General features: G+C 30.8%; 19 protein-coding genes. 12 read left to right on the top strand and 7 right to left on the bottom strand.

The features are described from left to right. Positions 1–11 precede the first annotated feature (11 nt). Positions 12–1,154 (top strand): methanogenesis marker 16 metalloprotein, encoded by a 1,143-nt coding sequence (locus tag MEFER_RS04955; RefSeq protein WP_015791531.1) that lies wholly within the window; start codon positions 12–14, stop codon positions 1,152–1,154. Between the two features lie 14 nt (positions 1,155–1,168). On the opposite strand, the gene pscS is transcribed toward MEFER_RS04955, so the two are convergent. The 4 genes from pscS to truA all read right to left on the bottom strand — a co-directional run bounded on the left by pscS (position 1,169) and on the right by truA (position 4,610). Next, on the bottom strand, positions 1,169–2,317 hold the full coding sequence (gene pscS / locus MEFER_RS04950) for an O-phospho-L-seryl-tRNA:Cys-tRNA synthase (RefSeq protein WP_015791530.1): 1,149 nt from the start codon (positions 2,315–2,317) through the stop codon (positions 1,169–1,171). A 15-nt stretch (positions 2,318–2,332) separates the two neighbouring features. Next, positions 2,333–2,950: an NAAT family transporter gene (locus MEFER_RS04945; RefSeq protein WP_015791529.1), complete on the bottom strand. Its 618-nt coding sequence runs from the start codon at positions 2,948–2,950 to the stop codon at positions 2,333–2,335. Positions 2,951–2,959: 9 nt separating this feature from the next. Continuing rightward, positions 2,960–3,676, bottom strand: coding sequence for a hypothetical protein (locus MEFER_RS04940; RefSeq protein WP_015791528.1), 717 nt, complete (start codon positions 3,674–3,676; stop codon positions 2,960–2,962). 154 nt (positions 3,677–3,830) lie between these two features. After that, positions 3,831–4,610 (bottom strand): tRNA pseudouridine(38-40) synthase TruA, encoded by a 780-nt coding sequence (gene truA, locus MEFER_RS04935; protein WP_015791527.1) that lies wholly within the window; start codon positions 4,608–4,610, stop codon positions 3,831–3,833. Between the two features lie 118 nt (positions 4,611–4,728). On the opposite strand from truA, the gene cas10 reads away from it, so the two are divergent. From cas10 to MEFER_RS04895, 9 genes are all read left to right on the top strand, one after another. Continuing rightward, positions 4,729–7,437, top strand: coding sequence for a type III-A CRISPR-associated protein Cas10/Csm1 (gene cas10 / locus MEFER_RS04930; RefSeq protein WP_015791526.1), 2,709 nt, complete (start codon positions 4,729–4,731; stop codon positions 7,435–7,437). A 4-nt stretch (positions 7,438–7,441) separates the two neighbouring features. Beyond that, positions 7,442–7,852, top strand: a complete 411-nt coding sequence (csm2, locus tag MEFER_RS04925; RefSeq protein WP_015791525.1) for a type III-A CRISPR-associated protein Csm2 — start codon at positions 7,442–7,444, stop codon at positions 7,850–7,852. 39 nt (positions 7,853–7,891) lie between these two features. After that, on the top strand, positions 7,892–8,785 hold the full coding sequence (csm3, locus tag MEFER_RS04920; protein ID WP_015791524.1) for a type III-A CRISPR-associated RAMP protein Csm3: 894 nt from the start codon (positions 7,892–7,894) through the stop codon (positions 8,783–8,785). A gap of 27 nt (positions 8,786–8,812) precedes the next feature. Continuing rightward, positions 8,813–9,943, top strand: a complete 1,131-nt coding sequence (gene csm4 / locus MEFER_RS04915; RefSeq protein WP_015791523.1) for a type III-A CRISPR-associated RAMP protein Csm4 — start codon at positions 8,813–8,815, stop codon at positions 9,941–9,943. After that, positions 9,933–11,066, top strand: coding sequence for a type III-A CRISPR-associated RAMP protein Csm5 (csm5, locus tag MEFER_RS04910; protein ID WP_015791522.1), 1,134 nt, complete (start codon positions 9,933–9,935; stop codon positions 11,064–11,066). The genes csm4 and csm5 overlap by 11 nt, the downstream gene beginning before the upstream one ends. Beyond that, positions 11,066–12,424 carry a CRISPR-associated CARF protein Csx1 gene (gene csx1 / locus MEFER_RS04905; protein WP_015791521.1) on the top strand — a complete coding sequence of 453 codons (1,359 nt, stop codon included), beginning with the start codon at positions 11,066–11,068 and terminating at the stop codon, positions 12,422–12,424. The genes csm5 and csx1 overlap by 1 nt, the downstream gene beginning before the upstream one ends. Positions 12,425–12,625: 201 nt before the next feature. Beyond that, complete coding sequence (gene csx2, locus MEFER_RS08665; protein ID WP_015791519.1) at positions 12,626–13,369, top strand: TIGR02221 family CRISPR-associated protein; 744 nt, start codon at positions 12,626–12,628, stop codon at positions 13,367–13,369. Between the two features lie 8 nt (positions 13,370–13,377). Beyond that, positions 13,378–14,253 carry a TM1812 family CRISPR-associated protein gene (locus tag MEFER_RS08660; protein ID WP_052294366.1) on the top strand — a complete coding sequence of 292 codons (876 nt, stop codon included), beginning with the start codon at positions 13,378–13,380 and terminating at the stop codon, positions 14,251–14,253. Positions 14,254–14,274: 21 nt separating this feature from the next. After that, positions 14,275–15,651, top strand: coding sequence for a PFL family protein (locus MEFER_RS04895; protein ID WP_015791517.1), 1,377 nt, complete (start codon positions 14,275–14,277; stop codon positions 15,649–15,651). On the opposite strand, the gene MEFER_RS04890 is transcribed toward MEFER_RS04895, so the two are convergent. Beyond that, positions 15,640–16,323 (bottom strand): hypothetical protein, encoded by a 684-nt coding sequence (locus tag MEFER_RS04890; protein ID WP_015791516.1) that lies wholly within the window; start codon positions 16,321–16,323, stop codon positions 15,640–15,642. The genes MEFER_RS04895 and MEFER_RS04890 overlap by 12 nt on opposite strands. Beyond that, entirely contained in the window at positions 16,313–16,927 is a 615-nt protein-coding gene (locus MEFER_RS04885; protein WP_048056436.1) for a molybdenum cofactor guanylyltransferase, read from the bottom strand. The genes MEFER_RS04890 and MEFER_RS04885 overlap by 11 nt, the downstream gene beginning before the upstream one ends. Before the next feature lie 78 nt (positions 16,928–17,005). Here MEFER_RS04885 and MEFER_RS04880 point away from each other — a divergent pair, with 78 nt between their 5' ends. Further along, entirely contained in the window at positions 17,006–18,673 is a 1,668-nt protein-coding gene (locus tag MEFER_RS04880; protein WP_015791514.1) for an ABC transporter ATP-binding protein, read from the top strand. Positions 18,674–18,802: 129 nt separating this feature from the next. On the opposite strand, the gene glyA is transcribed toward MEFER_RS04880, so the two are convergent. Beyond that, a complete protein-coding gene (gene glyA, locus MEFER_RS04875; RefSeq protein ID WP_015791513.1) occupies positions 18,803–20,092 on the bottom strand; it encodes a bifunctional serine hydroxymethyltransferase/L-allo-threonine aldolase in 1,290 nt (429 codons plus the stop codon). Positions 20,093–20,196: 104 nt separating this feature from the next. Between glyA and aksF the strand changes: the two genes are divergently transcribed. Continuing rightward, positions 20,197–21,237, top strand: coding sequence for a homoisocitrate dehydrogenase (aksF, locus tag MEFER_RS04870; protein ID WP_015791512.1), 1,041 nt, complete (start codon positions 20,197–20,199; stop codon positions 21,235–21,237). Positions 21,238–21,239: the final 2 nt, after the last annotated feature.

Here is a 21,239-nt window from a genome sequence, read left to right as displayed (position 1 = left end):
AAGGTGGCATTGTGGAAAAGGAATTAAAGGTAATAACAATAGACGAATTAAAAAAATACATTAGGAACAATGAAGAGGATAAAATAGATGAGGTTGATATAGTTACCTCAGCAACTTGCGGAATAATGTCTGGAACTGCTGGAATCTTTCACATACCTTTTAATGATATCTTTAAGAGGGCGGAGGAGATTTATTTAAATGATGTTAAGGGAGTTGTTGGAATCTGCCCAAATGAATTTTTAGGCAAAGTAGATGCAATATTTTATGGAGAAGTAGGATTTTTATTTAAAGATTTAGTTAAAGGGAAAGTTATAGAGGCAAAAGCAGTAAGTGAAGGGAAAATTTACAAAAATGAAATAACTATAAATGATTTGCCAACAGCTAAGATGATTGGAACAAGAATGGCATTTAAAAACTACTCTGCAATAACAAATTTATCCAATAGAGAGGTTAAAACCATATTTCATAGATTACCTTTAAAGAAAGGAGAAGCATCATTCTCTGGCTGTGGGATGTTTAACCCATTAGAAAATATGGTTATTAAAGATGAAAAATATGTTATTGGAAAAAAAGCTCTATTAAATGGAGCTGAATCTATTATATTAGGTTTTGGAACAAGGTCATCAATAGAGAAGCCAAATTTAATGATTTCTGCGGATATGAAGGATATGGATGCTTATTACTTGGGAGGATTTATAACGTCAAATGGAATAGAGATTTACAATACAGTGGCAGTTCCAATTAAAGTTGATGAGCATAAAGAAGCATTAAAAAAGCTTGATAAAGATATAGCCCTGCCTTTGGTTAATATATTTGGTAGAGAAATTATAGACGTTGGAAATTATGCAGAGGTCTGGGAAGATGTTGATTTAAGACCAAGAATTAATTTAGATAGGTGTAAAAACTGTAAAGAGTGCTTAGCTGAAAAATACTGCCCAACTTTTTCCATAAAAAGAGAGAATGGAAAAATAAAAATAACTGAGGATTGTTTTGGTTGCGGTGTCTGCAATATTTGCCCCTATGGAGTGTTTAAAACAAAGCTTGGCTCTATATGTGGCATTCCAATAACATGTAGGCAGTCAGATAGAAAGAGAGCTTTAAAATTGGCTAAAGAGTTAAAGAAGAAAATAGAGAGAGGAGAGTTTAAGATATAAAAATTTATTTTTTATTATTCTCCATATTTCTCAACAATCTCCTTTATTGCATCAACAACATATTCAACCTGCTCCCATTCCAAGCCATAGACGCTCATCTTGATCTCCTTAGTAACTCCTGCCCTAATTCCTCCAATACCTCTCTTCTTCAACTCATCGTAGAAGAAAAAGCCCTTCCTCTTATCTTTCTTAGCAATCTCATCCAATACTGGTGTTTCAAATTTAATTAAATCATGCTCTTTTGGCTTAATCCCTAATTGTTTAAAACCAATCTTTTCAAGCTCATCAACAACATACCTTGTTTTTTTGAGTTCTTCATCCCATCTTTTAACCCTCTCAACAACATGAGGAAAGCTCGCCATTAGGGTAACTATTGGTAGCCCTCTACTTGTGCATCCAAGCATCTCAACCTCTTTAACTGGGAATCTTTGTGAGGTTTTTGTTATTTTATCTGCAAATTCTTCATTAAAAGCTAAGATACCGCATGGAGCCGATGCCGCCATACTCTTATGTCCAGACGCAACTATAAAGTCAGCTTTAACTTCCTTTCCATCAACTGGCATCCTTCCAACTGTATATGCACAATTCAACAAGAATGGGATTCCTCTTTCTTTGGCTATTTTACCAACTTTTTTTGCATCATTTAAGTTTCCATACTCCCCATCTACATGAGTTAATAATATTAAACCAACGGTTTTTCCCTTATCTTCTAAGTTGTCTATAACCTCCTTATAGCCATCTAAGTTTATTTTGTAGGTTGGATATTCTTCTTCATAGCCAACCTCTGCTATATTTAGCTTAGCCCTTTCAGCAGAGACATAACTTGTATAGTGGGCATTTTTATCTAAGACAACATAATCCCCTTCATCACAGATTGAGTGCATGACAATAAACTTTCCTTCCCTTGCTCCATGTGTTGGTCTTGTGTAATCCATATTTAAAAACTTGGCAATATCTTCTAAAAAGTCCTTTATTGGTGGGTTAGTAACTTCATCTAACCTTCCATGGCAATAATCACATACACTGTAACCATCCCAATACTCATAAACTGCCTTTTTAGCTTCTTTTGGTAGAATTCCTCCTCTTTGTATTGGATTTAAATTAATAAATTCCCTTGCTAAATTTCTTGTTAAGTTTTTATATTTATCTAAGTTTATATTCAAAGTAATCACCTCTTTTTATAATAAAGCTCCTTTAATTCCACTAACTATCATCTGAACAGCAATGGCAGTAAGTATAAAACCCATCATTCTTGTTAATATTCTAATCCCCAGTTTTCCAATTTTACCTAAGATACTCTCAGCTGATAATAAGGTTAAATAAGTTATCCCCAAAGACACTAATATCGCCAGTATAACCAGAAATTTATCATCAATTGTTGGAGCTTCCGCCATTGCCACCATACAAGCGGTTATTGAACCAGGGCCAGCCAATAGTGGAGTTGCTAAAGGCATTAATGCAATTTCATCAATTTCATAAGCGGCTTCAACATCTTTTTTATGGATTTTTGCTTCTTGCTTACCCCTAACCATGTCTAATGATATTAACAATAACAAAATTCCTCCAGCAATTTTAAACGCATCTAATGATATACCAAAAAACTTTAATATCCATTCTCCAAAAAGTGCAAAAGCCAATAATATTACCAATGCATAAATTACCATTTTTTTAGCGACCAAATCCATCTCTTTTTTTGGATAGGACTCTGTTAATGCTATAAATACAGGAACAGCACCGAATGGGTTCAAAATTGAGAATATTGATGTAAAAGCCAATATAAAATATTGCAAGTCCATACTCTCACATTAAAACTTAACTCTTTTTTTAATCCCTTCATATAAATCTATAATATTCCCATTTAAAAATGCAGTCATGGTGTATATAACTCCTGGAGGAATTATACTTATTTCTTCCCCATTTTCAACAAAATACAGTTTATCAAAGCTTAATAAACCTCCATAAATTAATCCAGCTAATTTTTTAATGTCATCAAGCTCTTCAACTGTTATAACAACAACTGGGTCATCACTCTCAGCTCCTGTATAACCAACTCCAGGAATTTCAACAGCTTCATCGGAAACAGAGCATCCTACATCGTATCCAAACTTCTCCCCAATTTCTTTTACAAATAACGCCATTTCATCAACAAAACCCTCTCCTCCATAGGTATCAAAAGCTACTATTATGGCATCCCCATACTCTGATGCCGCTTCAGCTATTGCATAGGATAAACCTTCTCCAGCTTTTTCTTTTTCTTTAGATATGCCACTTAAATCATCAAATCCTTCAGCATATTTATTTAAAATTTCAAAAATTATTTTATTGCTCTCTTCAACTAAATCCTCTGGAACAAAGGATGTTATAACTATATCATCACCAGTTATGTTTGAGATACATGCTTTTGTCCCTAATTTAGACAATCTTTTCTTAACCTCCTTATTAACCAATTCATTAATCTTAGGATTTGTTTTTACATCGTTATCTGATATATCGACTCCAATACTCACGATATATTTTTTCATTCTATCAGCCTATTAATAGCTATATCAGCAAAAGGTTTAAATTTGAGGTAATGATATAGTTATCTTACTACAAATATAAAAATGCCCCGGGAAACCGCGGGGGATGAGCATTAGCCGGCAAGCTGTGAATCCCCTTTGCTCCCCCGGGGCACAGTTATGGCGTATAATCTAAAACTGTTTTAGCAATGCCTAATTTCATAACACACAATTTAAAGAATTCTTCCCAATATTCCTTAAATTTTTTTATGGAATATTTGTCATATATGTAATCAACATCAACCTTTGCTTCAACCAAAATTAATCCATCTGGTGGAAATGTAGGAACTCCTTCTCTATAATTTTCATCTAACAATTTGTCAATCCATTCAACTGGTTTTTTTCCTCTACCAATTAAATCTAAAGCTCCTACTATCTTTCTGACCATATTCCATAAAAAGCTCTCTCCAATAATGTCTATAGTTAAATAAAACTCATTTTCAGAGATTTTTATGTCATAGATTGTTCTTATAGGGCTTTTTTCCTTTGTTCTATCTCTTTTTGATAAATTATGGAATGAGTGAGTGCCAATCATCTTCTTAGCCCCTTCTTTTATTGCATCTACGTTATAGTTGATGTTTGGAAGTATATACCTATAATACCTATACTTCACCTTAGGAATTTCATCAATCTCCCTATAACCTAAAACCCAAATGCCTTTACTTTTCAACTTTGCATTTATATATGATAATATTGGCTCTTTTTTTAATTCTAAAACAACAAAATTTCCCAATGCAGAGACGCCTTTGTCAGTCCTTCCCCCACTATAAATTATTTTCTTTTTAGCTAAAAAATCAGTATTTTCTAATGTATCTAATAATATATCACAAACTGTTTGTTTATGTGGCTGTTGTTGAAAGCTGTATCTTCCGTCATAGGCGATTTTTAGAATATACATGGATTATCACCAACTTACTTTAATATTGTAAAGCAGAATTACTTAGAAATCTTTATATAAGTGTTATTGCCAAATTTTATAGTGGTTTTTAAAAAATATAGTGATTTAGGGGGTCTTAATGACTAATATGGAGTATGAAGCTTTAAAGGTTGGGGCATTGTTGCATGATATTGGGAAGTTTTTGCAAAGGGTTGAAACTCCAAATATCAAAGAATTAAGTAAAGAATCAAAAGCTAAGTATGGAAATACTAAGCATCAGTCTCTTGGGGCATTGTTTATAGAAAAAAATTATAAAAAATTTGGAATAAAAGATGATATTAAAGATTTAGTTGTTAAGTTGATAAAAGAACACCATTCAAATAAAAAGGAGGGATTGGTAGGAATATTAAGATTGGCTGATTGGCTTAGTAGTGCTGAAAGGGAGAATGTTGAAGAATGGGATAATACAATTAAAAAAGAAGAACAGAGATTGCTATCAATATTTGAATTAATAAGATTAGATTGGTATGAGTTAAAAGAGGACGAAAAAAAGAAAATAATGAGTAAAAAGGATAAAATTTATGGTAATGGTCAAAAATATGACTTAAAACCTTTGGCAATAAATGAACATACAATTTTCCCATATAATAAGCCAAATCATGACTATAACTCTCTATATGAGAAATTTGAAAATGAACTTAATTCAATAAATATTGACTCATTTGAGAAACTCTTTCAACTTGTACAGAAATATTTTTGGTGTATCCCTTCAGTAACAAATTGGAAAAAATATGGAGGTTATCTTCCCGATATTTCCTTGTTTGATCATTTAAAAACAACTTGTGCTATTGCTTGCTGTTTATACAATATATACGATGGAAACAAAAATAGAAAAGAATATGTAGACGCTCATTTAACGGACGAAAAACTAAAAAAATTGCTAGAGAAAGGCCTTCCTCTCAACGAAAAAGGAATTTATGATAAAAACAATTATCCTTATTGGGATAGTGAGGAATGTAAGTTTTTCTCATTAATTCATGGGGATATTTCTGGAATTCAGAAATTTATATTCAAGATAGCTTCAAAATATGCTACTAAGTCATTAAAAGGTAAAAGCTTTTACTTGGATTTTTTAACTGAAATTACTGCAAAATACATCTGCAGAGAATTGGGATTACCAATAACAAACATCCTATTCTATGGAGGGGGTCATTTCTATATTCTGAGTTACAAAATAAAGGACGACACAATTGATAAATTTGAAAAAGAGATTAATGATGCCCTATTTAATATGTTTGGGACTGATTTATATATAACAATTGCAAAGGTAGATATAAAGCCAAGTGAATTCTTAGCTCAAGAGATTTCAAACTTTTCGAGAAAATGGAAAGAAGTTGCTGATAAAACAATTGAAAAGAAGCTGAAAAAGTTTGGTTATAAGTTAAAAGAAGATGAAGGATTTAAAAAATTATTTGAAATTAGGGGGAGAGGAGTAGGAGATAGATGCAGAATTTGTAGAAAGGAGTTAAAAGAAAAAGAAAAAATCAAGCTTTATGAAGAAGAGATCTATGTATGTCCAAATTGTTATTCATTTAAGGAATTAACAGATTTCTTAAAAAAATATGGCCATAACGAAAAAATAAACTTTAATTTATTAAAAAAATCATCAACAAGTTTAAAATCTGAAGAAAAACCGAAGGATATACCAATATATGAGATACCAGTAATAGAAAAATTGTTTAAAGAATTGAATATTGAATTTGATGGAGAATATTTCTCAACACAATACAATTTACCAAAAGGAAAAAATGGAGAATTAGAAATCCCATATAAAATTTGGAGTATTGCATTTCCATTAAATAATGATGGAGGAATTAAAGATGCCGATACCTTAGCAGAACAGGCGATGAAAAGAACTGGAACAAATAAAATTGCCATATTAAAAATGGATGTTGATAATCTTGGTCAAATATTTACCGATGGTCTTGGAGAAATGGCCTCCATATCAAGATTAAGCACACTAAGCTCTATGCTAACTTTGTTTTTCACTGGATATATTCCATACTTAATTAAAACTGGGAAAGCAGAAAAAGTATTTGATGAACGTGGAAATCCAGTAGAATATAGGGAGGAAGTATATTTAGTGTATTCAGGAGGAGATGACACTCTGATATTTGGTACTTGGGACGTAGTGTGGGATTTAGCCAAAAGGATTAGAAAAGATTTTAAGAGATTCGTTTGCTATAATCCAGATATAACGCTAAGTGCTGGAATAGTTATAGTTAATCCGAAATTTGAGTTTAAAAAGGCAGTTAATATAGCTGAAGAAGAATTAGAATCTGGAAAATCCCACAAATTAATAATTAATGAATTAGAACTTGAAAAGAATGCATTAACCATATTCGATTGTCCAATGAACTGGGATATTGAGGTTTTATATGATAAAGATTGTTGGGAAAAATTGAAAGATAAGTATAAAGAGTTAGAAAAACTGGAAAAATTAGTTGAAGACTTTAATGAGGATAAATTAGAAAAATGTTTTGAAAAAGCTATTGAAAAAACTGAAAGAAAAAGAATATTGCATATTGCCCAAATAGTTGGAGAGAGATTGGAAAATGTAATTAAAAAAGATAAAGATGGCAGTTTAATTATTAATCTTCCATACTACTGGAGAATTATCTACTATATCCATAAGAATTATAGTGATAAAGATAAACCTTACGTCCAATTCTTAGAAGATTATATGAAAAAGAAAGTTAAACGGTCATTTAGCTCACAAATAAAACTTAGTTATAATGATTTAAAGGTTTCTGCAAAAATTGTTGAGTTGAAAAATAGGAAAGGGTGAGAGTATGGCAAAATCTAAAAATGTAATAATAGATAAGAATACAGTAACCACAATTTTAGAATTAGATGATTCTAAAATTGTAGATTTTTTAAATTTAGCTGAAAATTTCGCTAAAAATAATTTAAGTGGAATAACATTCACTAAATTAAGAAAATTCTATGATTATGTAGATAGAATCGATGTGAATGATAAAGAATGGTTTATCAAATTTGGACTTTTAAAACCAAAGATTGCCTACCATATAGGTAAAGAAAAGAGAAATAGGGCATTAATGGAACTTGAAAAGCTTGTAAATAGTGTGTTTAATGAGTTAGGTAATGAAAAAGATGAAGATAAGAAAAAAACAAAATTTTTAAATTTCAAAGAGTTCTTTGAGGCAGTAGTTGCATATAGAAGAGCTATTGAAGGTAAATAATATTAAAAATTACTTTTAAAAATTGTGGGGGTGTAGATTATGGAGATTAAAAGTAGTTACACTTTAAAAGGAAAAATAATAATTGAAGGGGTTATTGAAGCTCAAACTGGACTGCATATTGGTGGTTTGAGTGATACCTTAAAAATTGGTGGGACTGACTTACCAGTAATAAAAGATTCTTATGGAAGGATATTCATTCCAGGAAGTTCATTAAAAGGAAAAATTAGAAGTTTATTAGAGAAAAAAGAAGGGAAAGCTAAAGTTAAAATTAAATTTTACAAAATTGTTAAAAAAGATAACAAGGAAAAAAAAGAATATACAAGAGAAATTGAATGTAAATTAAATGAATTAACTGATGATAAATTAAAATTAGAAGGTGACGAACAAGGCTATGAAATAAGTGCAATGCCCTGTGATTGTGGAATATGTTATATTTGTAAGATATTTGGGCCACATAATTCAAAAAATATTAAAGAACCCGTTAGGATAATAGTCAGAGATTCATACCTTGTAAAAAAAATAGATGGAGGATACAAAATAATTGATAAAAAAGAAGATAAAGACGAATATTATGAACATTTAGAAATAAAACCAGAGAACGTCATTGATAGAGTAAAAGGAACAGCTCAACATCCAAGATTCATAGAAAGAGTTGTTGCAGGAAGTAAATTTAAATTTGAAATTGTATTCAACGTATATAAAGAAAATGATAAAGATTTGATTGAAAAATTCATTGAAGGAATGAAGTTGTTAGAAGATGACTATTTAGGGGGTTCTGGAAGTAGAGGTTATGGAAAGATAAAGTTTGAAGAGTTAAAGATAATAAATAAGCCAATTGACTATTATAAAGGAAATACTAATGCTCTATCTAAAAAAGAAGCTAATGATTTGGATGACTTAACAGTAAAATTAGATGAAATTTGGAATTATTAAATAAATCTTTTTTAATGGTGGATAATGATGAAAATGGTAGTTTTAATACCAAAACCAAATAGTAAATTTCATTTTGGGGAGGGTAGCTTAGAAGAGAGCAATTATATTTTTCATTCAAATAGCTTATTCTCTGCAATCGTAAATAACTATATTAAACTCTATGGAGAAGAGAAATTTAGGAAAGATTTAAAAAAACTAAAAAATATTAGGTTGTCATCTTTATTCTTTAAAATAAAAGATATTTACTTGATACCAAAACCTGAATATCCAAGATTCTACATTCTAAAAAAGATTGTTGAGGGAATTAAACCTAAAGACATTAAAAAGATTCAATTTTTCTCAATAAAGGCATATAAAGAGTTTTTAGAAGGGAGATTAGAATGGAATGAGGATAAATTGAAAGAGATTATTGATAAACAGTTAATAAGCAGAAAGATATTAATCTCTGATGATGAAACCGAAATCATAAGGGAGACATTTAAAATTAAGGAAAATGAAAGCTTAAAAGATGCAAAAGTAAATTTATTTTCAAAAATTGTTGAACAAAAAGTAGTAATAGACAGAATAAAAAATACAAGCTTGGAAATAGAAGGAAAAGGGCAGTTATATAATGTTGAATTTATAAAACTTCATCCAAATGTTGAATTTTACTTTTTAATTGACTATCAAACTGATGACAAAGAATTCATTGAAAGAGTTGAAGCCTCAATTAGGTTGATAGAAGATGAAGGTTTAGGGGGAGAAAGGAGTTCTGGGGCTGGATTCTTTGAAAAAGTTGAGATATTGGAATTGCCTAAAGATTTTAAAGATATCTTTAGTAATTACAATAATTTAGATTACTCTATGACATTGGGCGTGGGAATTCCAAATAAAAACGACATTGGGAAAATTGAATACTATAAATTAATGGAAATTGGTGGATATATACACTCAGCAAGTATTTTAATAAGGCCATCAAATGATTCAGAAAAAGGTAAAAAAGCTCTAACAACACCAAAAAGAAATATTTTAGCTTTAACTGAGGGTTCTATTGTTAAAAGAAACTTTGAAGGAAAAACTGAAAATATAGCTCCAAAGAACTTTAAACATGAAGTGTATGCCCATGGAAAACCAATATTGCTCCCATTTACATTTAAGGGGGATGAAAATGGAAGTTAAATGTGAAATTCTAACTCCTCTATTTATTGGTTGTGGGGATGAATACACTCCCTTAGATTACTTTATTGAAGATGGAAAGGCAAAGATTGTTAATTTGGAAAAAGTCATAGCTAACTTAAAAGATATAGAGAAGATAAACTACATATCACAACTAATAATGTCAAATATCTCTGGAAATCGGTCAGAGATTAATGTAAAAGAGTTATTGGAGAGTGTTGGCTTAAATCCAGAAGATAAAAATTATATTATAAGGGAAATTGAATGTGAGATAAAAAGTGATAGCAGAACAAGGGTTAAAAAATTTATTAACCAAAATAATATGTATTATATTCCAGGAAGTTCTATAAAAGGAGCTATACGGACAGCTTATGTATTTAACTACTATTATAATGGGAGAATTAAGGAGTTGTTAAATATTTTAGCCAATAGAGAAATTAGCTTCGATGAAAAAGGAAAAGTTATTGTTGAGAATGCAATATCAAAAAAGATTTCTGAAGATTTCTTTAAATATTTAATAGTTTCTGACAGCATCTCTTTAGATGGAGAAGAGTTTAAATTCATAAACACTAAAAGATGGAATTTTAGGACTAAAAGATTTGGAGTTAAGGTTGATGTAGAAGCAATGACAAAAGGGACTTTCAATATAAAAATAAAGATTGATGATAAATTCTTTGAAGAAATTGGAAAGAAATTAAAAATTAGCTATAAAATAAAAGATGAAGAAGAGAAATTTGAAAAGTTAAAAGAAATTTGTAACAATTTCTCTAAGGCTGTAGTTGAATTTGAATTAAAGAGAAACAACCCAGTCTACGTTGAAGGATTTTATGAAAGATTATTAGCTGATATAAACAAAAATGATGCTATCTATTTAAATTTAGGATTTGGGGGAGGATTTTTAACAAAAACAATCTATCCATTACTATGGAAGTATGATAAAGGCAATAAAAACTTTAGAATGATTAAAAGCATCTTCTTAGCTTTAAGTGGAAGAAATAAGAATTTGAAAAATGCTTGGTTAAAGGCAAATAGTTATTTAGATTTCCCAACAACAAAAACAGTTTATTTCAAAAATGACTCAGCTGTAGCTCCAATGGGATGGATTAGAATGGAAATGGTGAAATAATGCAGAAAATATTAATTGCTCCATGGGGAAAATTCGATAGCTGGAGTGATGTTATATATTCGTTTGATGGAGTTGAAAAAGAATCTATAAGCTCAATATCTGCAATTTATGATAAAATAAAACCAGATAAAGTTTTTATATTGGTTTTAGACACTTTATCTCATTTAGAATCAGAAAATTATGGAGATATTATAAAAGAAGTTAAAGAAAAGACAGAGAATTTTATAAAAGAAAACTTAGAAATTGATAATTATGAAGTAATCGTATGTCCCGGAGTTGGAACATTTTTTGATAAAAACACAAAGAAGACATATAAATTCTTAGGTAATTTGATAGATTACTATTCTTTTGTTCTCTATAAATTAGCAAAAAAGCTAAATGGGGATTTAGAAGTTCATCTGGATTTAACTCATGGAGTAAATTACATGCCAGTATTAACATATAAGGCGGTAAGAGAACTCTTGGAGATTTTAGCAATAAAGTATAGAGCTAAGTTAGTCGTTTATAATTCGGATCCATATGGTAACATAAAAACAACATTAAATATTAACATCGTTGAAAATAGTCATATCCCTGCACGACCTTCATTGGATAAAATTACACCCAAATTTTTGGGAATAAATGCCTTTGTAGATAAAAATGAACGAGGAAAATTAGGAAAAGAAATAAATCAAAATAATAAAATAATTGAACTAAAAAATATGAAACAGAATATAAACGTATTTTTAGCATCTTTCGTTTATGCTCTACCATTAATTTACTCTACATTCTCTGTTAAAAAGGAAGTTATTGAAGATAAAGTAAATGAAATTATGAATATCTTCATGTCAAATATAGTGATAGATAGCAAAAATAGAGAACTAAAAAGGCTTGTAAAATTTGAAAATGGTTTTAATGCATTGGTTAAAGCATATTTTACATCAAAGATTAGCGAAAATAGGGAATTTATCAAAGATGAACTGTCTTTAAAGGAAATCGAAGATATGAGTGAAATTTTATTTAAGTTAAATTCTCTGTTTATTAAAAATGAAGTTAATAGCATATGCAAAAGCATTAAGAATTATGTTAGAAAAAAAGAGAAACTAAGAGAATGGATACCTCTGTATGAATTATTTGAAAATGATGAGTTAAGTGAATTCAAAATTAGAAACTTTTTAGCCCATGGAGGGTTAGAACGGAATATTGTGGAAATATACATAGATATTGAGGATGACAAGATAGAAGAAATAAAAAATAATAATAACAAAAACAAGGAAGTTAATAAATATATAAAAGAAAAAACCCTCCTTAGATACAATAAAAGTTATACCAATGAGATTGAACTACTAAAACAGATTGAAAAAGAGTTTTGTAAATAATGCTAAAGGATGTTACTTATTTATTGTTATATCATAGATTTACAGAGAGGCAGATAAGAGATGCAAGGAAATTTGAACGTGAGAATTTTATTTATCTTCTAAAAGATTTACAAAGAGATAATGGTTAAAATAATAGCCATAAGAGAGTTTTCTCACTACAAATTTGGAAAATATGGGAAGTAACTTTATTTTGGTGGAAATATGGCTAAAATACTAATTTTCCCTTTAGGGGTTGGAGATACTAATGAAAACATCTATAAAAGAACATACATACCTATAAAATATAGGATTGGAAATAAAGAAATTGAAGACCGATTTATTATTTCAGTTCTAATTGATTATCTGAAGGTAGATAAGGTAATAATCGTAGGAACTTCTCGTTCTATGTGGGAAAATCTCTATAAACACTATGCAGAGCTTGTAAATGAGTTTGATGAAGAATACTGGAGAAATATTGGAGAAAAAGTTGGAAAATCTGAGAACGAGAGTTGCTATATCTCAGAAGATGACTTAAAGAAGATTGAAGAAGTTATTGACAAATATTTAAAGAAAATTAACCCAAATGCCACTGGTGGCTCAAAATGTAAAATTATTAAGTATGGGAGTAATGAAAATGAAATCTTGGAAAATTTTGACATTTTTATGGGAATGATTGAAGAAATAAATGAAGGAGATGAGATTTATTTAGATATAACTCATTCTTTCCGTTCAATACCTTTATTTATGTATCTTATGCTTGAATTTGTTCAGTATTTAAAAAAGGATGTGAGATTAAAGGGGTTATACTATGGTATGTTAGATGCCTATAAAAGAAATTATGCCACAATAGTTGATTTGAGCCCTTTATTTGAAATTTCCTACTGGATAAAGGGAATGTATGACTTTACAAATTATGGAAATAACTATTTAATTTCAAAACTTTTAGAAAAGAAGATAAAGATATAAGTGAATTGTTGGATAAATTATCTTTTTGCATTGATTTAAATTATATGAGAGGATTAAGAGAAAGTATAGAAGAAATTAAAAAGCGATTAAATGATAAAAACAAAGGAAGGTTTCTAAAATACTTTATTCCAAGTTTATTTGAATTTTTATCAATGTTTGAAAACTGCAAATACAACTATCAGTTTTTATTAAACATCTCAAAATGGAATTTAGAACATAAAAAATTAACTCAAAGTGTTTCATGTCTTTTGGAGAGCATATTGACTATGCTAACTGAAATCTATGGAATAGAAGGAATTCCAGAAAGTAAAGAGATTGCCAGAATGATGATAAATAAAAGGATTTTAACTGAAAATTATCAAGAATTAAAGAGATTGAATGATACATATCTAAAAATTAGAGAGATAAGAAATTTAATTGCCCATTCAGATATGTATTCTGAAATAGATATAACAAACTTTGAAGATAGAATAAGAAATTTAATTATTGAGGTTGAAAATCTCTTAAATAGCAGTGAAATACAAGAACTACCAACAAAATTAGACTTAGATAAATTATTTGAGTATGTATCAGAGGATGGAGATGATATTAACATGAAAAGAATTTTAAAGGCCATAATTATAATTGAACTTGGGAAGATATTTAATCTCAGGAGCTATGATTTAAAATACATTGAGAAATTAATTAGACGTAAAGCATTGACATCAAGATACTCTTTGTTAGATACATTAGGAGATATTTATTATAAATTAAACTCTAAGAGATTTAAATTAAACAAGGATGAGGTCGTTGGTTTATACAATAGATGCAAAGAGATATTAAGCTCAAAAGACATAACACAGATAACTTTATGGATTTCGATAGAAGAGATTCTTAGTTTATAGAACACTCCAAGGGGATAAATCATGTTCAGACCAGAAGAAATCATAGAAACAATCAAAATGATTAAGATGGAAAACTTAGATTTGAGAACTGTAACCTTAGGTATAAGCTTAAGAGATTGCGTTTCAAAAGATTTAGATGAGTTGAAAGAAAACATATACAACAAAATAACAACTTCAGCTGAGAATTTGGTTGAAACAGCTGAAAGAGTTTCAGAGAAGTATGGCATTCCAATAGTTAATAAGAGGATAGCTGTTACACCAATCTCTTTAGTTGTTGGAGGAGCTATAAAGGATTTAGATAAAGAAGGAAAGATAAATGCCTGTGTAGAGGTTGGAGAAGTTTTAGATAAAGCTGCTAAGAAAGTTAAAGTTGATTTTTTAGGAGGATATTCTGCCTTAGTTCATAAAGATGCAACAAAGGAAGATATGGCTTTAATTGACTCAATACCATTTATGATGGAAAAAACTGAAAGAGTTTGCTCATCTGTAAACGTTGCTTCAACAAAGACGGGCATTAACATGGATGCCGTTAAAAGAATGGGAGAAGTTATTAAAGAAACAGCATTTAGGACAGAAAAGGCTATCGGATGTGCTAAACTGGTTGTGTTTGCTAATGCTCCAGAAGACAATCCATTTATGGCTGGGGCATTTCATGGAGTTGGTGAGGGAGATAAGGTTATAAACGTTGGAGTTTCAGGGCCGGGAGTTGTTAGGGCAGTTATTGAAAAACTTCCAGATGCTGACTTTGGAACTTTGGCAAATGAAATTAAAAAAGTTGCCTTCAAAATTACAAGAGTTGGAGAGTTGATTGGTAGAGAGGTCTCTAAAGAGTTGGGAGTTAAGTTTGGGGTTGTAGATTTATCATTGGCTCCTACACCGGCGAGAGGAGATAGTATTGCCAATATATTGGAAGCCATGGGATTGGAGAAGTGTGGAACTCATGGCTCTACAGCGGCTTTGGCTTTATTAAATGATGCAGTTAAAAAAGGAGGGGCTATGGCTACATCTTACGTTGGAGGGTTGAGCGGGGCGTTTATTCCAGTTAGTGAAGATAGCGGAATGGTTGAGGCAGTTGAAGCAGGAGCTTTAAGTTTAGAAAAGTTGGAGGCAATGACCTGCGTTTGCTCTGTTGGTATAGATATGGTTGCAATTCCTGGAGATACGCCAGCATCAACAATATCTGCTATAATAGCGGATGAGATGGCCATTGGAGTTATAAACAATAAAACAACTGCTGTTAGGATAATCCCAGTTCCAGGTAAAAAAGCTGGGGAATATGTTGATTATGGTGGGTTGTTAGGAAAAGCTCCAATTATGGAGGTTAATAAATACTCATCTGAAAAGTTTATTAAAAGAGGAGGAAGAATCCCAGCTCCATTGCAAGCATTAACCAATTAAAACCTCTTTAAGTTCTTTAAAAATTTTGTTTTTATCCTTTTCCAGTAAATTGTCAAGTATGTAGATGTTGTATTCTTTAAAAATATCTTCTTTTGTCAAATTTCCATTAAATTCTCTTGTTGAAGCTAAAATTCCATAGTTTATATTTAAAATTTTCATAACTCCGTAAAGCTTTAGAATTGTATTTGAGCTAATGCATCTATTTTTACACTCAAATATTATCCTTTTATTGTTAACCTCAACAAACAAATCTATTTCTGTGAAGCTATTACCTTTGTAGCTAACATCTAAGTTTCTAACAATTTTTGCATCCAAACTGTTCTCTTTAAAAAACTCCACTACCGCATAATAAACTAAAAACTCGAATAAAGTTCCTGGGCATAAATAACAAAAGCAATCAAAATCTTTCTTTATTTTATTTACCAATTCTAAAAAGTAGTTATCATTTTCTTTAATTTTTTCAGTAATTTTCTTATTTTTATAACTTTCCTTAATTTTTGGCAGATTAAAGTTGTTAAAAACTGCCTTTCTATACCTTATCTTTGATAATGCCATACTAAAGAGCTTGTGGATGTTATCTTCATCATCCTTATAAATAAATCCTTTCAAAACGTAAGCATCTATTTTAATTTTAAATTCTTCTTCATTTTTTAGCTTTAAATTACTCAACATTTTTCAACTCCTCAATCGTGTTTATATTTTTGAAAATTCTTTTAGTTTCATCTAATTCTTCCGCTTTTACATATAAAGGATTTAAATGCGATATAAAATACCTAATCGATAAGTTTTTATCCTCCATAATAATGTTATTTAATATATGTAAAGAGTCTCTCTTATATAAGGCAAATAACGGCTCAATATATCCATTTTCATGTTTTGGGATTATGCATAAATTGTTATTTTTTTCAGCTGTATCTATCTTTGATATTAAGTTTTTTAAAGCTTCTATACTTATGTATGGGCAATCACATGGCAAAACAACAAACCACTTAGTATTTAAAGCCCTCATACCACATAAAATTCCCATTAAAGGTCCTTTATCTTCAATTAAATCAAACGATATTATGCATTTGTATTTAATTAAGTATTCTTTCTCTTTAAATAAATCAATAGAATTTTTTGCAAATACAGTAACAAAAGGTATATTCAAACTTTTTAAAACATCTGATGGATATTCTATCAAATATTTTCCATTAAAAATTCTAAATGGCTTCTTTCCGCCAATTCTCTTCCCCTTACCACCGGATAAAATTATGCCCCCAATAATATGTATCACCAATTTAAAAACCTCTGCAAATTTATAAGCTAATATGGTATTTATAATTTAACTAATTATTATTATTTGGTGATAATCATGATTACAGTTAAAGTTAAAAATCTTACAAAAAGATACGGGGATTTTAAAGCATTAGATAATATATCTTTTGAAGCAAAAAAAAGAGAAATTTTAGGAATTGTGGGAAAGAGTGGAGCTGGGAAATCCACATTAATAAGAATTTTGAGAGGTAGTTTAGATTACGATGAGGGAGAAGTTGAGATTTTAGGTAGAAAAAATAACTTTAAAGAGATTACTGCTATACACTTACAAAGAAACTTTGCATTATGGGCGGAGCCAGTTATAAACAACATAATTAGAAAGCTTTACGCAATAAGGAATAAATCTGATGAATTACTTCCATTGGAGGAAGAGTGGGCGGATTATGAGAAAACAGCATTGGAGATTTTAAAATTAGTTGGTTTAGAGCATAAAAAGGATGCATTTGCAAATATATTGAGTGGTGGGGAGAAACAAAGGCTAATTTTAGGAAGGCAGATAGCTAAAATCTATGAAAAAGGAGAAGGGGTTTTATTGTTGGATGAGCCGGCAACAATGGCGTGTCCAGCTTCAAAGCAGAAGTTGTTAGATGTGATTAAAAACATTAGGGATAAGTTGGGAATAACTGTAATAATAACCTCCCATTTACCAGAAATACATAGATATCTTTGTGATAGATTGATTTTATTAGAGAATGGAAGAATAAAGATGGAAGGAGATGTTGAGGAAGTTTTAAATGAATTTTTAAAAGAGATGAAGCCACCATATAAAAGAACACCAAATATAAAAGATAATGCAATAATAAAGGTTAGAAATGTTGCTAAAAGATACTACGTTGTTAAAGGAGGAGAAACATTAAACCTAAGGGATGTCTCATTTGATGTTAGAGAGGGGGAGATTTTATCAATAATAGGGCCGAGTGGAGTAGGAAAAACAGTTATTATGAGATTAATGGCTGGTTTAGAATTGCCTAATGAAGGGAAGATAATAGTTGATGGCGTTGATATAACTAACTACGGATGGGAGAGGATAGAGCTTAGAAAGAGAATTGGTATTATGCATCAGGAATTTTCTCTCCCATACTACCAAACAGTTGAAAATCTATTGAAGTATAGGTTGGGACTTAAAGGGGAGAAAGCTATAGCTCACGCAAAGGCAATGGCTGAAGAGCTTGGATTATCTCCAAAGATTATCGATGCAATCTACCAATTAATAGATGTTCCAGAGTCTGAGAGAATTTCAAAGCTCCAAAAGATGGGATTGACAGAGGATATAATTTATAAGCTCTTCCCACCAGTTGTTGAGGACTTTGAGCCAGAGGAGATTTTGGAAGCTTTGGATTTAGGTGAAGATATCTTAAATAAAAAAGTTATTGAGCTAAGTGGGGGGCAGAAGGTTAGGGTAGCTATGGCGTTGCAGTTGATAACAAAGCCGAAGATTTTGTTTTTGGATGAGCCGTTTGGTGATTTAGACCCGATAACTTTGAGGGATGTAGCTAATTATTTAAAAATAGTTAATGAGAGGTTTGGAACTACAATAGTTTTAGTTTCTCACTGTGTAGAGTTCATTAAAGAGATTAGCGATAGAGCTATACTGTTAGATGAAAACAGGTTGATTATGGAAGGAGATCCAGAAGAAGTATGTGAAGAGTTTATAAAGAGGAGTAATGCGAGATTTTTGAGGGAAGAAGGTTGTGGAGTTGAATAACCTTTTAAAACTCTTTTTTAATTGTATGTTAAGATTATAATTAAAACTTTAAAGTTTTATTTTAAGGTCTATGATTTTACTTATACCTTCTGGTCTGATTTTAACTTATAAATAAATAAAAAAGTAAATTTAGTAGAATTTCAAATACTTAAACCCATCGCCATCGTCAAAGCTGTAGTGTATTGTGCTATATTCTTTAGCAAACTCTATAACATCCTTTCTAACTTTCTCAGGTTTTTCTTTGTCTATAGCAATTCTTTTCATAAATTCAGCTATTTCTTCCATCTCTTTTTCTTTCATACCTAACCTTGTACATTCTTGTGTTCCTAACCTAATACCGCTTGGGTTGTCTGAATCGTTAACGTCATCCCACGGCAATAAGTTTTTATTTAAAATTATGTTTGCCTCTTCATACATCTTAGCCAATTCACTTGCTGAAAATTCTATGTCTGGAGAGCTTGCTATGTCAATAATTACTTGGTGGCTTTCTGTAAAGCCCTTGTGTTCACATAAAACGTTAAATCCTCTTTCATACAACGCCTGAGCTAACGCTTTAGCGTTTTTAATTACTTGTTTAGCGTAATCTTCTCCAAACTCCAATGTTTCAGCTAAAGCAATAGCTAAACCAGCTTTGTGATGTAAGTGGTGGTTGCTGACAACTCCAGGGAATACATGGTTATCTATTTTTTCAGCATTTTCTTTTGTAGTTAATATAATCCCTCCCTGAGGTCCAAATAATGTTTTATGAGTACTTCCCATTAAATACTCAGCTCCCTCTCTTAATGGGTCTTGGAATTGTTTTCCAGCTATTAATCCCAAAACATGGGCTCCATCGTAGGCAATTTTAGCTCCAACTTCTTGAGCAGCTTCATAGGCATCAGCTACTGGATGAGGGAATGGGAATAAAGAACCTCCAAACAATATTAACTTTGGCTTCTCCTCCAATATCTTTTTAACCATTGCGTCAGGATCTATATTCATTTCCTCTGGGTCAAATGGATGATTTATAACATTTAGCCCTCTAATTCCAGCAGCACTAACTTTCCAATGACTTATATGTCCTCCATCTGGAACACTTAAAGCCATTAATTTATCTCCCGGTTTAGTTTCTGCAAAGAAAACAGCTAAGTTTGCCACAACCCCACTTGTTGGCTGAACGTTTGCATGTTCTGCATTAAATAACTCTTTAGCCAATTCTATACAGAGTGTTTCAACCTCATCAATGTATTTGCATCCTTGATACAATCTCTTTCCTGGTAATCCCTCAGCGTATCTATGCATGAAATCAGTCGCACACGCCTCTCTGACAGCTAAACTTGTTATGTTTTCACTTGCAATCAATTTTATGGAATTTCTCATCCACTCATGTTGCTTCATAGAAATTTCTCTAATAAATTTTGGAACATCTGAATATTTCATTTTACCTCCTCCTGATAATCTTTTAATGCTTTATAAATAATACTTTTGTAATTGGTTAAAAATTATCTACAATCTATAAAAGTATAAAAGTTTTTGGTGCTATCATGGTAAAGGTATGTGTTATTGAAGGAGATGGAATTGGAAAAGAAGTAGTTCCAGAAGCTGTTAAGATATTAAATGAACTTGGTGATTTTGAAATAATAGAGGGAGAGGCAGGATTAGAATGCCTAAAAAAGTATGGTAATGCATTGCCAGAAGAAACTATAGAGAAGGCTAAAGAGGCTGATGTTATTTTATTTGGGGCTATAACGTCACCAAAGCCTGGAGAGGTTAAAAATTACAAAAGCCCAATAATAACTTTGAGGAAGTTGTTTGATTTGTATGCAAATGTAAGGCCAATAAATAACTTTGGAATTGGGCGTTTGATAGGGAAAATTGCTGATTATGAATTCTTAAATATTAAAAATATTGATATTGTGATTATTAGGGAAAACACAGAAGATTTATATGTTGGTAGGGAAAAATTAAATGATGAGATGGCGATAGCTGAGAGGGTTATAACAAAAAAGGGTAGTGAGAGGATAATAGGATTTGCATTTGAATACGCAGTAAAAAATAACAGAAAAAAGGTATCTTGCATACATAAAGCAAACGTTTTAAGGGTTACTGACGGTCTCTTCTTGGAAGTATTTAACAACATAAAAAAGCATTACAACATAGAGGCTGATGATTATTTAGTTGATTCAACAGCTATGAACTTGATAAAAAACCCTGAAAAGTTTGATGTTATTGTTACAACAAACATGTTTGGAGATATTTTATCAGACGAGGCATCAGCTTTGATTGGAGGGCTTGGCTTATCTCCTTCAGCAAATATTGGTGATAGTAAAGCGTTATTTGAGCCAGTTCATGGTTCAGCTCCAGATATAGCAGGGAAGAAAATAGCAAATCCTATGGCATCTATATTAAGTGTTGCCATGCTCTTTGACTATATTGGGGAGAAGGAGAAAGGAGATTTAATTAGAGAGGCTGTTAAACACTGCCTAATTAATAAAAAGGTTACTCCTGACTTAGGAGGAAATTTAAAGACAGAAGATGTTGGAAATGAGATTTTAAACTACATTAGAAGTAAATTAAAGGGATGAGG

The sequence above is a fragment of the Methanocaldococcus fervens AG86 genome (assembly GCF_000023985.1).
In the GTDB taxonomy this organism is placed as follows: domain Archaea; phylum AGJL01; class Methanococci; order Methanococcales; family Methanocaldococcaceae; genus Methanocaldococcus; species Methanocaldococcus fervens.
Note: the sequence above shows the minus strand (reverse complement) of the source record. Positions and strands in the feature narration are given on the sequence as shown.